Genomic DNA, 13,730 nt, shown 5'->3' on the forward strand with positions numbered 1-13,730 from the left:
AAAGATATAACTTTAAAAAAATGTTCGAAAATAAAGTTATTTCTTTAATTATTTCTGCTGAAACAATCCAAATGCTCTACTTAAAATGTATGAAGGTTATAATGTTTTCTCCATCTCCCACTTATCCAGCCCCTTCCCAAAACCGTCTTTTACAACCTCCTTTGCCACAAACCCCAGGCCTTCATAAAACGCTTTCGTGTGCTGGCTGGTCTCAATCCTGCAAAGGGCCTCCGGATGCTGCTTCTGCAGTAGTTCCAGCCTATAGCGCGTAAATAGTTTGCCAATGCCCTGGCGGTGATGATCCGCATGCACCATGCCCCAGGTAAGTACAGCTACCTGTTTCGCAGGGAAGTAAAAAATCCCGCCACAGGCAAGAATGCCGCCATCCTGTTCTACTACGTAATAACCTGTTGCCGTATGGTTATCCAGCCAGTCTGTAAATAAGGCCTTTTCTTCCGGTGCAAAGAATGCAGGGATATTACTCTCAAAAATAGCAATACAGGCATCGCGGAAAGTTGAGTTATATGCTACAATATTCATCTTACGATATTAATCAATGATTTTTTACAATCCACCCTCTTATTTCCCCAATAGCTTTGCATTAAAAATATGAAACAATTCAGCTGCCTGTGTTTATTGCTGCTACTGGCATTCACCCAGGTTTCCGGACAAGAAAACAACAAAAAAGTTATGACACAACAAACACTGATCGACCGGTTCATAGTACCGCAGCCCGCTATTGATGCCTTTATGCAACGGGTAAATTACAACCGCAATTTTATTAAGAAACTACCGGGCTTTATGCACGATGCCGCTTATCAGCATAGGGATGAAAAAGGAAATTTAATCTTTGTAACCATAGCGGTATGGGAAAATGAAACGGTGATCAACAACGCAAAAGCCGCAGTGCAGGCAGAGTACAAAAGAATAGGTTTTAATATGCCGCAATTTTTAGAGCAAACCGGAATTACCATAGAAAGGGGCATCTATGAAGAAGTAGTGGAGAAGGGGTAATTATTCATTCCTTAATTATTAATTATCCCTCTCCGCCCGTTTCCGCACAATCCATTTATCCAGCTGCACATCCAGCTTCTCAAACAGCTCCACAAAGTTTGCAGCTAAGGGTCTTGGCTTTGTGTAGTTATCCTCATGATCCAGCCATACCAGGGGGTAATCCACATCGGGCTGGGTAGTGCCATGGCTGTCAAAACATACCACACCGTAATCGCTGTAATCAGCTATAGGCAGGTAGCCATGATCCATCAGCTCTGCAGGGTATCCAATGATCCATTCTTTCATGCTATCCAGCCAATCATCGGGAATGCTTTTGAAGAAGGAGATACGTGGCAGGCCCAGCGGTAGCTCAATAAAATGCAGGTACTGTAAAAAGGCTTTGTAAGAGGGGGGTAGCTGGCTGCCTAAGAACTCTTCCAGCAAATACAGCTGCGTATCTGTTACAGTGCTGGGAAGGGGTTTCCAGTAGGTTATTTCTTCATCATCAGGGAGGTGGCGGTGATCTGCCATGGCATCCGGTACTTCTTCTGCTATGTACTGGTTGCCGCGGATCTCCTCCATGAAATCAAAATACTTATCTACCACTTGTTTGATTATACCAAATAGGTGTTGACGACTCATAAGATAGTTGGCATCCTTGTTCTGCGGACAAATTAATAAAAATCTGAATGATTGTACCGCGTGTTAAAAATATTTCTCTATTGTCACACCGTAGTTGATGAGCAGATTCTCCCGATCGGTACGATTTAGCTTGTTATAGCTAAGGGCGGCAGTTATAGCCAGCCAGGAACGCAGCTTCAGGGAAAGAGAGTTGTTGCTTTTAATAATAAAATCCTCCCCGTTCTGGAGGGATTGCTGGAAATACTGGGCGCCTTCCAGCACAATAATGTTCTTAATGGTCCATTTATAGGTGACCCGGAAAGAGTTACGGAAAGTGTGATATACATCCGGGATGGTATCTTTCAGGAAAAGGTCGCTGTTCTCGAACAGGATCCCATCGCTTAATGTAAGCGTGGCATTGGGGCGGCTGATCACATCATAGGCCGCGCCCAGGCCTCCCTGGAAACGGTCGTTGATCTTCAGGGAAAAGCTTTTATCGTAGCTGGCCAGTCCCCAGTAAAAAAAGCGGTGGTTTTGCTGGTACAGGTTAAAGTCTAGCGCTGCGGTTACATCATTATTGGTCAGTGCTTTATCCTGCTGCCCGTACACATAGCTGGCGCCGGCATTCAGCACCACTTTCTTCTTGCTTACCTTAAAAGCCGCCATATTGTTCAGCAAATAAGAATTGCCGTCGTTAGTACGGTTAATAGAGCCGGTAGAGGCATACTTTACATAATAGTGGGTAGAATCGCTAAACTGTGCCCGGGCGCTGAGGCCAGGCGTTAATAATATTAATAGTACAACTATACGCTTCATCATCAGCAGCTTATATTTAACAAGTACGGTGGTACGGGGCCGCAATTAACGTGCCCGAAGTGCTGGCTTTTTTTGTCCGTAAACGGACAATGCCCCGTCCGCAGGCGGACAGCTTTGCAACCGGTAAGGTCCGGAAACACGCTACAGCAACGTATGCAGTGTATTGGCAGGTTTGTTGCGTTCCAACGGCTAAAGCGTCTGCACATGCTTAAGAATTACCTGAAAATTGCCCTGCGCAACCTGTGGAAGCATAAAGTATTCTCTTTCATAAACATCACCGGCCTTGCGGTTGGTATGACGGCCTGCTTCCTCATTTTCCTGTACGTTCATTTTGAATTAAGCTATGATAGCTTTCACACGAAGGCAGACCGCATTTACCGGCTGGCTACGGATGTGAAAACGCCTACAGAAGTTATACACAGCGGGATCACTAACATCCCGGTTGTACCAGCCATTAAAAATGATTTCCCGGAAGTGGAATCTTATGTGCGGGTAGCCGACCTGGAGGTGCTGGTAAGGAAAGGGAACCTTAAATTCCAGGAGAGTAATATACGCGCAGTGGATTCTACCTTTTTCCGTGTGTTTGATTTTAAGCTGCTGAAAGGGGATATAGACAAGGCTTTGCAGGCACCCTTCAGCGTAGTGCTTACACAAACCACGGCAAAAAAATATTTTGGGAAGGAGGATCCGGTAGGACAAACACTCATGTTTGATACAGAAGATGGCGGCAGAACAGCTACGGTAACCGGCTTAATGGAGGACTTCCCGGAAAACTCGCAGATAAAAGCAAGCATGCTGTTATCGATGCCCAGTCTTATACAGGTGTATGCAAAGAATTATGCGAATAACTGGACGAATCATCACCCCGCATCTTACCTGCTGCTGTACCCGAACACCAATCCCCAAACGCTGGAAGCAAAGCTGCCGGCCTTTTTTCAGCGCCACATCGGTGAAATGATGGCAAAGAACAAAATGTATTACACGCTTACCTTACACCCGCTGAAAGAGGTGTATCTGCATTTTGGCAACAAGGACTACAGCGGGGTGGATGGCAGCGAACGCAACGTGTATATTTTTTCTGTAGTGGCGGTGCTGATACTGCTGATAGCCTGTTTCAACTTTATTAACCTTACTACCGCCCGTGCAGCGGAACGTGCAAAAGAAGTGGGCATCCGCAAAGTGGTGGGCGCCCTGAGGCGCCAGCTTTCCCTGCAGTTCATCGGGGAATCCATTATACTTTGTTTCGGCGCTTTTTTATTAACCCTGATCCTCTCATCCATGCTGATACCCTTATTTAACCAGCTGGCCGGTAAAACGGTGAGCAAAGGCCTGTTCCAGAACTTACCTGCGATCGGGTGCCTGTGGCTGGGCGCAATGGGTATTGGCTTGCTGGCAGGTAGCTACCCGGCATGGGTACTGTCAGCTTTCAGACCAGTAACGGTGCTGAAGGGGCGGTTCATTACCGGGGGCAAAGGTGTGCTGCTTAGAAAAGGGTTAGTAATAACACAGTTCACCATTTCCCTGACCTTAATAGCCGCTACCATAATCGTGTACCGGCAAATGAGCTATATGCGCAGCCAGGATCTTGGTTTTCAAAAAGACCAGATGCTGGTGATCAGCACTTTTACAGAAAAGCCTCAATATGCTTTCCGGGATGCCATCAGCCACCTGAAGGGGGTAAAGGGCACCACTTTTTCCAGCGCTGTACCGGGTGGCAGCAGTGCCAGCGCCTATACGAAGCTGGAGAATGTGAACAGCGAAATGCAGGAATCCAATATGGATCTTTATTTCGTAGACTTTGATTATATCCGTCAATATAAACTGAAGCTGGCAGCAGGCCGCGCTTTTTCGCTGGATATGCCTACAGATTCTACCCAGGCCATGGTCATTAATGAAGCCACTGCTAAAGTGCTTGGATACAGTACCCCGCAGCAGGCCATAGGCAGGCGTTTTAGCCAATGGGGGCGGGAAGGAAAGATCATAGGGGTGTTAAAAGATTTCCATGTACGCTCCCTGCAGCAGGCAATAAAACCTTTAACCATGCGCATTGAGCCCGGCGACTTCTGGCAGCTTTCCGTACATGTAACTGCGGATGGCCTGCCCAATACCATGGCTGCTATTGAAAAAGAATGGAATGCGCTGATACCGGGCCGCCCTTTCACCTATAACTTCCTGGATGCTTCTTTTGACAAGCAATACCGCGGCGAAGAACGTTTTGGTAACCTGTTCTTCTATTTTTCCATACTGGCCATTTTTGTGTCCTGCCTGGGTTTACTGGGCCTGGTAGCTTACAGCACGGTGCAGCGCACCAAGGAAATAGGCATCCGCAAAGTAATGGGCGCCTCTGTGCTGAATGTGGTAACGCTGCTTTCAAAAGACCTTATAAAACTGGTGCTCATAGCGGTTGTTATAGCGGTGCCGGTGGTATGGTATACCATGTACCAATGGCTGCAGGGTTTTGCTTACCGCACCACAGTGGAGTGGTGGGTATTTGCCCTATCCGGCCTGCTGGCAGTAGCTGTGGCCCTGTTCACTATCAGCTTCCAGTCTATAAAAGCCGCGCTGGTAAATCCTATACAATCTTTAAGATCGGAGTAAATAGCACGAATTCGATGCGTAGTGGATTACCGACCACGCACGATAAATAGCAGGTTATTTTTGGCTAGTGTGGCGTTAACCAGCTAATGATAGTGATAATGTAATGGACCTATCTCAAAGACAGGTCCATTTATGTTGGCAGATATTAGTATCTGCTAAAAGTGATTTTGGACAAGAATATGTTAGCACCAGCAGGTGAACTTTTTACTTCTGCGCGGTATTTAGTTACGCCGGTGACGCCACCCCCACTTATTGTTTCTGTCGCAGTGCCTATAGTGGTTACAATTTCATCAGTACTTACGGTTCCCTGTGTTTGTGCATAGGTCCATGTTGTGAATTGATCCCATCCGGTATACTCTAAAGTTGAGGACCACACGCCACGTACGGTACCGCCGAAACCAAATTCAACAGTATAGAAACTGGGTAGGGCCTTTGATTCCATCTGGCTAAAGTGGGCTGTTATTTTGTAATTGGTAACTGTCCCGTCCTGAGAGTGTTCAATGGTTTGGGCCGCCGTTTCTTCTGATATCGGAAAGGGAGTAGTTGGATCAACTGCAAAGATGCGGGAAGTCGAATCTAGTGTCGTCTCTTGATGGACCAGTAGGTTAGACGTTTTTTGAATGGATGTAAGCTTTACTTGTTCGGTTTTCTGGCAGGCAGTAATAAATACCAGCATTCCCGTTAGGGATAAAACAGATGTTTTCATCATTTAAGATTTAAGTGTTGGAAATTATTTTGAGCGTGTATGGTCTTGTATAATGGCGGTTGAAGAAAAAGTGAAAAGGGAATCCTGTAGCGGCTGACCTTTTACTTCCGAAATAGCAATGATCATTCTTGAACCTGAATTTTGACCCTTTGCATTTTTTAAAGAAAAATTTACAGCCACAATAGGGTATTTAAATGCTGGAGCAAAGATGGCCAGGGGCGATACCATAGGTAATTTTTCTTTAGCATATTTAAAGTAGCAGGTATCCGTACCATTGCGGATAACTTGCATAATAAGCGGATGTAGCTTAACTCCAGTAATTTTTATATGAGCATTTTTTTCAGTAAACATGGTCCTGTAAAATATCTCATCACCTTTATCTTTTAAGGAGTCAATGGTAACATAGCGTTTTAAATATTGCAAATCAAATGTATAGGCAAGTTTACGTATAACATCAAATACGCAAGCTGGCCTGGAACGGTTAATAGTTAGTTCTGTTGAATTACCTCCATTATGTACAACTGACGTAATGGGCGCCTCAATGGATTCTTTTCTGAAAACCTTGTTTTTTTTTACATAGTAAACATAATGTTCGTATAACTTTCCATGCGCATCAAAGCGCAGGCTATCGCTTTTTGGAACTATATACATTTTTACTTGTAATGAACCTTCGCCCAGGTTAACAGGCAGTATGGATTGTGCTTTTGCGGTGGAAAAAATAAGCATTAAGGTACAGGGCAGCAGGGTACGATAACGGGTAAAAAACATTCTTACGGACTTTAAGGGTTTCAATAACAACAGTTGAAAAGTAGAAATTTTTCCTTCAAAAAAAAATTTTAAAATCGCCCTTAATACCTTACTAAGTATTAAATATTGTAATGGTTTCTCATTTTTACTATTTTTATCCGGTAGTAAAGTAAATCCAGGAGGTAAATTTTGAGTGCAGAAGAGGCACCTTTAGCGGAAGAGCAGGTGTTATTGAAAAAAGTATCGGCAGGCGATGAAGCTGCCTTTACCCTGTTATTCAACCAATACTATCCGCTGCTGTCTACACATGTATTCCGCATCACCCGCTCATTACCTGAAACGGAAGAAATTGTGCAGGATGTATTCTTCAAGATCTGGATGACCAGGGAAAGCCTTGGTAATATCGCTGCCTTCAGGCCCTACCTGTGGGTAATGGCTAAGAACCGGGCCCTGAACGCTTTACAGAAAACGGCCCGTGAAAGAAGTAACCGTACCGCTTACCTGCAGGAATACACGGAAACAGAAAAAGAGGATGACCTGCATACCCTGCATTCCCTGATAGATGAAGCCATTCACCACCTGCCACCCCAGCAGAAAAAAGTATACCTGCTTAGCCGCCGGCAGCGCCTGCGCCAGGCCGAAATAGCCGCCCAAACCGGGCTTACCGTGCCTACCGTTAAAAAATATATGCAGCTGGCCGTAGCCGCCATCAGCGATTATATAAAAGAGCGTCACCCACTGATTACCATCCCTTTATTATTGCTCCGGAAATTTTTATAGATTTTTTTACTGCCCTATATCTACTTTTTCACTTCCCGTTTTGTCCTATATACAAACCACCAATCTGATCCATGACATCCAGGGAACGTATTCAACATTTATTTGAGCTTTACTACAACGACAGGATCACCACGGAAGAAGAAGCGGAACTGATGGAGTTAATGGCCAGCGATCCCGGCTCGCCGGCGCAGCTATCAGCACTGCTGCAGCAGCAATGGGAAGCGCTGTCTATAGCAGATGAGCGTTTCAGCAAGGAAACAGGTCAGCCCTTATTACTGAATATTTTAGGCGCTCCGCAAAAACGGGTAATACCGCTGTACCGCTATGGCTGGGCCGCAGCAGCGGTTATAGGAGTGCTGCTGGTGGCCGGTGCTATTATCTGGCAGCAGCGCTTAGCCACCCGGCAGGAAATAAGCCAGGCAGCAGTACCCGTTATTTTGCCCGGCAGCAATAAAGCCGTGCTTACCCTGGCAGATGGTTCCAGGGTGATGCTGGACAGCGCCGGTAACCGCACCATTCAACAGGGCAATGCTACGGTGAGCCAGCAGGGCGGTCACTTACTGTATAATGCCGCAAACAGCGGCGCGCTGTTAAGCTATAATACCCTTACAACGCCCAGGGGCGGGCAGTTCCGCTTAACCCTGCCGGATGGTACGGGCGTATGGCTGAATGCCGCATCGTCCATTACATACCCCACGGCCTTTACCGGTGCAGAACGTAGTGTAACGGTAACCGGGGAAGTGTACTTTGAAGTAGCGCAAATGGCTAACAAACCTTTTATGGTAACAGCCAACCATACCGCCATACAGGTGCTGGGCACCAGCTTTAACATAAACGCCTATACGGATGAAGCCACGGTAAATACCACCCTGCTGCAAGGCAGCATTAAAGTAACAGCCGGCGCTGCAGGCCAGGTGCTGCAACCCGGTCAGCAGGCGCAAACCACTGCCAGTGGCAGCCTGCAGGTGCTGAGCCATGCGGATACCGACCAGGCCATAGCCTGGAAGAACGGCAGCTTTAACTTCAGCGGCAAAGGACTGCCGGAAGTAATGCGGCAGCTGGCCCGCTGGTATGATATAGAAGTGGTGTTCAGCGGCAAAGTGCCGGTACGCAAGTTCGGCGGGGAAATACAACGCAGCCTGCCCCTGTCTGAAGTGCTGGAAATACTGCAAACAATGGATGTGAAATTTAAAATAGAAAATGAAAAGAAGCTAATCGTATTGCCCGGCTAACCTACGGGCAAACCCGCGCCAAAAAGAAGCCGTTCTACGGGGAGGTAGAACGGCAGAGCGTTTGGCCGGTTTAGAATAAGGTCTGCTGAAAGACACAATTATTATAATCAACCAAAAACCTTTACAAAAGTATGCATTTTAAGACTTTTTGTAACCGGGAGGTTATTGCCATGCCTGTAGGCAGCAATAACCGGTTGTCGGGGGACGACAATTTAAAGGACAACCGCCGGTTACGTACTCTAACACTGCGTGTTATGAAGTTATCAACCATCATCTTGCTGGCCGCCTGCTTGCAGGTAAGCGCCAGCAGCTATTCGCAGACCGTTACCTATACCTGCAGGAATGAGTCATTGGTGAATGTATTTAAGGCCATCAAACAGCAAACCGGCTACGTGGTTTTTTATGACCAGGGCATGGTGGATACGCTGCAGGGCGTAACGCTGAATGCAAAGGAACAGCCGCTGAAAAGCTTTATGAACGAGGCTTTGCAGGACCTGCCTTTAAGTTACACCTTTAAGGACCGGACCATTGTGATCAGCAAAAAGTCTGTCATAAACCAGCTGCTGGACCGCGCCGCACAGGAAAAGCCACAGTATATTTTCGGCCGTTTGCTGGATGAGGAAAGCCAGCCGATTGAAAATGCATCCCTGACCTTACAGCCGCTGGGCCTGCATGTTGTAACAGATGCGGCAGGCAGCTTTTCTTTTGGTGAAGTACCGCCGGGCAACTATACGCTGGTGATCACCCACATCAGCTATTCCAAACTGGAAAAGAAAATAAAGGTAAAAGGAGAAACGGTAGACCTGCGCCTGGTGATGTACAAACAAAGGTTTGAGCTGGGACCGGTGGAGGTAAGCGTTGCCAGCACCGGTTATCAGAAGATCAACCGCTATACATCCACCGGCTCTTACACCCTTATCACTGCAAAAGAAATTGATGCCAACCCTTCCATTAACCTGGCTGAAAGGCTGGAAGGTAAAGTGCCCGGCGTACATTTTGACCTGGCCAATAACCGCATACAGATCAGGGGCGCCAATAACTTTGCCACTGGTAAAGATAGAAATGTAAGCACGCCGCTGATCGTTATTGATGGTTTCCCTGCCATTGAGCAGAACCTGGCTAACTATCCCGGTTCTCCTTTGGGTGAAGGTGCTGTAAGCCCAAACTCCCGCAGTGGAATACCCATCAGCAATGCTACCATATTAAGCATTTTTAACCCGGCCGATATCCAGAGCATCACTTTTCTGAAAGATGCGGCAGCAGCGTCTATCTGGGGTTCCAGGGCAGCTAATGGTGTAATAGTGATTGAAACTAAAAAGGGTGTGAAAGGCCGTACCAGCGTAACGGCCAGCTCCACTATCAGTGTTTCATCTACACCGGATATGAGCAAGGCCAATATGATGAACAGCGCACAGTATGTGGATTTTGAGAAAGAGCTGTATGAGAAGGGATATTTTAAATCCGATCCTACCACGAATTGGCGCTATCCGAATGTGGATGATGCAGCATTGGCCATGTATGCGGCCCAACGCGGGGATATTACTTCCACACAGCTGGATGCAAAGCTGCAGGAGCTTTCACAACGTAACAATAGTAGCCAGCTGCGCAAATACCTGATGCAGCAGGCGGTTACACAGCAATATAATTTGTCGCTGTCCGGCGGCGCAGGCAATACCAGCTATTATATTTCCGGCAATTACTCCGCTAACTCGCCGGTGTTTAAGAACAACAGCAGCAAAAATTATTTATTACTGGCCAACCTTACCAATGATTTCTTTAACAGGCGCCTGACCATTACCACCGGTTTAAACCAGGTGTATAGCGACCGTATGGTGAACAATGCTGCGCAAACAGCCATGAGCCCTGGTAACCTGGGCCTGCGGCCTTATGATATGCTGGTGGATGAGCAGGGTAAACCTATAAACCGTGCTATTGATTATATGCCGCATGTGGTGGATAGCCTCACCAAACTGGGCATGATCCCCTGGACCTACAGCCCGTTTGAGGAGCTGCAATCCAGCAACATTTACAAAACCACGGCCACCCGCCTCACTTCCCAGATCAGGGGTAAGATCACAGACTGGCTGGAGCTTGACTTTTCTGGTATGTACCAGCGTAACCTGGTAGACATGAGCAACCTGCAAAAGCAGAACTCTTATGTAGTGAAAAGCCTTATTAACACCGGCACTTCCTTCACCAATGGCAAGCCTGTTTACGGCGTTCCGTTGGGGGGCATTATGTATACCAGCCATACGGCAACGGAAGATTATTCACTGCGGGGACAGCTAAGCATTGACAAACGCTTTTACGAAAAGCACCAGTTCAATATGATTGCCGGTACAGAGATCCGCCAATCCACCGGCAGCGGTTACAGCCAGGGACATTTTGGATTTGATGAAGATACCTATAACGCTGTATCCGTGAACCCTACCACGCCTTATAAAACATTTTATGGCAGCACTGCTACCATTGGTGCGCAGCAATCCAACATACAAGTGAACAAGGCGCGTTACCTTTCCTATTACGGAAATGCTTCCTATACCTATAATTACCGTTACACTGCCTCTGGCAGCCTGCGGTTTGATGATCACAACCTGGTAGGCGTGGAGCGCAGGAACAGGGCCAAACCATTATGGTCAGCAGGTTTGAAATGGGATCTGAAACGGGAATCGTTCCTGGAAAATGTGCGCTGGGTAAATGGCCTGGATGTACGCGCTTCATTGGGCACAGGTGGCACCATTCCCATGTCGGCCACACCATTTGCGATCATTAGCCTGGTAGCTCCGGATGGCATTACACAGGCACAACCCGGCGCTTACGTGGGGCTGCCTGCAAACCGCGACCTGAGCTGGGAAACTACCCGTACCCTGAACTTTGGAACAGATGCAACCCTGTTTGCCGGCCGGTTAATGGTAACCATGGATATCTATAACAAACATTCTTATGGCATCTTATCCAGCCTGCCTATTAATCCTACCTATGGCTGGGACTTCCTATCCTACAACGCGGCGGATATGCGCAGCCATGGTGTGGAATTCAGCGTAAGCGGGGATGTGCTGAGAAGCAGGGACTGGAACTGGAATGCCAGCTTTAATATTACCTACAGCACTAATAAAGTAACGGACAACCGTTTCCCGAACAAAACCACATCGCCTTCAGGATCGCCGGTTGTTGCCACCGGTTACCCTACGGATAATCTGTTTGTGTACCGCTGGGCAGGCCTGGATAACCAGGGACAGTCGCAGATCTATGACCGTAATGGTAAGATCATTCCTTCTTCCGAAACAACGGATTTTACGCCGGAAGATCTGTTATATGCCGGGCGCACTACAGCACCCTGGTTTGGCGGCTTTTCGCAGAACCTGCGCTGGAAGCAGTTCTCACTGGGTATGCAGCTCTCTTATTACATGGGATACAAGGTGCTGAAAAATGACATCAATATCAGTAATTACCCTACCGGCAGTGAATCCAGCGGCTTCCTTACTACCAGCAAAACCCTGGTGAACCGCTGGCGCAAACCCGGTGATGAAGCCTTTACCAATGTACCGGGCCTTATGAACTTCAATGGCACCAGCATACAACGTTACATGACGTCGTCTGTGAATGTGATTGACGGAGATCATATACGCCTGCAGATGGTGTCGCTGGGATACACGCTGCCCAACGCAGTGCTGAACCGCATAAAGGTAATGAAGTCGCTGAGCGTGCGGGCCTCCGCTAACAACCTGGGCATCATCTGGCGTAAGAATAAAGAGCATATAGACCCGGATTACATGTTCTCAGGAGCTTATACCAGCTGGCCGCCGGTGAGGAATTATTCTTTCAATGTCAATGTTACTTTCTAAATACTTGCCAATAATGAACAGGATCATATATATAAGTGTGGCAGCTCTTTTTATATTATTAACAGGAGCCGGTTGCCGCAAATACGTGGAAATAGACCAGGTGGGCACGCGTACCCTGCATTATACAAAAGATTTCCAGGCCCTGCTGAACTATTCGCAGGTAATGGAAAGAACATACTACTACCCGGAGATGGCGTCTGATGAAGTGAATATCAGCGATACCAACTACCAGAGAAATATGCGCGACCTGGATGTAAAAGCCTATACCTGGGCGCCTGAGATCTTTATTGATGTAAACGACGGGGACTGGGACGGGCTTTATAAACAGGTGTATTACTGTAACCTGGTAACCGCCGGTGTGCTGGACAGCGATGGCGGTACGGAAACAGAGAAAAGGAACATATATGCACAGGCGTTAGTACACCGTGCATATGCTTTTTACACACTGGTAAATATTTATGCCAAACAATATGATGCTGCTACTGCAGCCAACGATCCCGGTGTACCGGTATTAACGGTGCCCGATTTTACCGGGAGCCTGAAAAGGGCATCTGTTAAAGAAGTGTATGACCTGGTAAAGAATGATCTGCAGGCAGCGTTGCCTGAGCTGGCAGATGTAGCGTCCTATTCTTCCATCCCTTCCCGCGCAGCAGTATATGCCATACTGGCCAGGGCCAGCCTGCAGCAGGGATTGTATGCAGATGCAGGAAAGTATGCGGATAGTGCGCTGGCAAGGCAGCATACCTTGTTAAACCTGGCAGATTATGCTGATAATGCCGCCGGGCTGCCACTGAAGCTGCAGGATCCTGAGATCATTTTTCTAAAATCAATGACCCTTACGCTGCCCACCTTTCCGTTAAGTGATGACCTGCTGGCGTTATTACCTAATACCGACCTGCGTTACACATTGTTTACGGCAGATGGGGCCAACTTTCCCGGAAATGGTTTTGTTGGCCGCGGTTATTACCGCCCGCGTATAAACAGCCAGGGCGTGTATACCGGCCCCTGTGTGCCGGAAATGATGCTGATCAAAGCAGAATCCGAAGCGCGTGCCGGTAATGTGGCTCCTGCGCTGGATGTGCTGAATGAGCTGCGCAAACACCGCTATAAACCTGCCGACTATACGGACCTGCGTGTTACAGACGCGAAAGCAGCTTTACGCCAGGTAGTGAATGAACGCAGCAGGGAGCTGATGGGCCGCGGTTTCCGCTGGTTTGACCAGAAACGTTTGAACCGGGAAGCAGACTTTGCCACCACGGTAACCCGGAGTAATTTCCGCGGGCAAACCTATACCCTGGCGCCTAACAGCAACCGTTATGTGTTCCCGATAGCCAACGTATACATAAAACTGAATCCTGAAATAACACCTAACCCAAGATAATTCACACACAT

11 protein-coding genes are annotated in these 13,730 nt (G+C 47.5%); 6 read left to right on the forward strand and 5 right to left on the reverse strand.

Translation table 11 applies throughout. The features are described from left to right. Window positions 1-96: 96 nt before the first annotated feature. Window positions 97-540, reverse strand: coding sequence for a GNAT family N-acetyltransferase (locus tag BMZ54_RS07350; protein ID WP_089908536.1), 444 nt, complete (start codon window positions 538-540; stop codon window positions 97-99). A gap of 150 nt (window positions 541-690) precedes the next feature. On the opposite strand from BMZ54_RS07350, the gene BMZ54_RS07355 reads away from it, so the two are divergent. Then, window positions 691-1,014: a hypothetical protein gene (locus BMZ54_RS07355; protein ID WP_089911775.1), complete on the forward strand. Its 324-nt coding sequence runs from the start codon at window positions 691-693 to the stop codon at window positions 1,012-1,014. 18 nt (window positions 1,015-1,032) lie between these two features. Here BMZ54_RS07355 and BMZ54_RS07360 read toward each other — a convergent pair whose 3' ends face one another. Together BMZ54_RS07360 and BMZ54_RS07365 are read right to left on the reverse strand one after the other, a co-directional pair. Beyond that, on the reverse strand, window positions 1,033-1,635 hold the full coding sequence (locus BMZ54_RS07360) for an SMI1/KNR4 family protein (RefSeq protein WP_143080931.1): 603 nt from the start codon (window positions 1,633-1,635) through the stop codon (window positions 1,033-1,035). 63 nt (window positions 1,636-1,698) lie between these two features. After that, the gene (locus BMZ54_RS07365; protein WP_238386525.1) at window positions 1,699-2,433 is read right to left on the reverse strand and encodes a DUF481 domain-containing protein; all 735 of its coding nucleotides are present in this window, start codon (window positions 2,431-2,433) and stop codon (window positions 1,699-1,701) included. A gap of 201 nt (window positions 2,434-2,634) precedes the next feature. On the opposite strand from BMZ54_RS07365, the gene BMZ54_RS07370 reads away from it, so the two are divergent. Then, complete coding sequence (locus BMZ54_RS07370) at window positions 2,635-5,028, forward strand: ABC transporter permease (RefSeq protein WP_089908541.1); 2,394 nt, start codon at window positions 2,635-2,637, stop codon at window positions 5,026-5,028. A gap of 145 nt (window positions 5,029-5,173) precedes the next feature. Here the strand turns inward: BMZ54_RS07370 and BMZ54_RS07375 are convergent, their stop codons facing one another. Together BMZ54_RS07375 and BMZ54_RS07380 are read right to left on the reverse strand one after the other, a co-directional pair. After that, window positions 5,174-5,734 carry a hypothetical protein gene (locus tag BMZ54_RS07375; RefSeq protein ID WP_143080932.1) on the reverse strand — a complete coding sequence of 187 codons (561 nt, stop codon included), beginning with the start codon at window positions 5,732-5,734 and terminating at the stop codon, window positions 5,174-5,176. A gap of 24 nt (window positions 5,735-5,758) precedes the next feature. Continuing rightward, on the reverse strand, window positions 5,759-6,502 hold the full coding sequence (locus tag BMZ54_RS07380; protein ID WP_089908547.1) for a hypothetical protein: 744 nt from the start codon (window positions 6,500-6,502) through the stop codon (window positions 5,759-5,761). Between the two features lie 168 nt (window positions 6,503-6,670). Here BMZ54_RS07380 and BMZ54_RS07385 point away from each other — a divergent pair, with 168 nt between their 5' ends. The 4 genes from BMZ54_RS07385 (at window position 6,671) to BMZ54_RS07400 (ending at window position 13,719) form a co-directional block, all read left to right on the forward strand. Further along, on the forward strand, window positions 6,671-7,261 hold the full coding sequence (locus BMZ54_RS07385) for an RNA polymerase sigma factor (RefSeq protein WP_162277490.1): 591 nt from the start codon (window positions 6,671-6,673) through the stop codon (window positions 7,259-7,261). Between the two features lie 71 nt (window positions 7,262-7,332). Continuing rightward, window positions 7,333-8,493 carry a FecR family protein gene (locus tag BMZ54_RS07390; RefSeq protein WP_089908553.1) on the forward strand — a complete coding sequence of 387 codons (1,161 nt, stop codon included), beginning with the start codon at window positions 7,333-7,335 and terminating at the stop codon, window positions 8,491-8,493. Window positions 8,494-8,747: 254 nt separating this feature from the next. Continuing rightward, complete coding sequence (locus BMZ54_RS07395; protein WP_162277491.1) at window positions 8,748-12,338, forward strand: SusC/RagA family TonB-linked outer membrane protein; 3,591 nt, start codon at window positions 8,748-8,750, stop codon at window positions 12,336-12,338. Window positions 12,339-12,351: 13 nt separating this feature from the next. After that, window positions 12,352-13,719 carry a RagB/SusD family nutrient uptake outer membrane protein gene (locus BMZ54_RS07400; protein WP_089908559.1) on the forward strand — a complete coding sequence of 456 codons (1,368 nt, stop codon included), beginning with the start codon at window positions 12,352-12,354 and terminating at the stop codon, window positions 13,717-13,719. The last annotated feature ends 11 nt before the right edge of the window (window positions 13,720-13,730 follow it).

The organism is Chitinophaga rupis (assembly GCF_900109685.1).
Taxonomy (GTDB): domain Bacteria; phylum Bacteroidota; class Bacteroidia; order Chitinophagales; family Chitinophagaceae; genus Chitinophaga; species Chitinophaga rupis.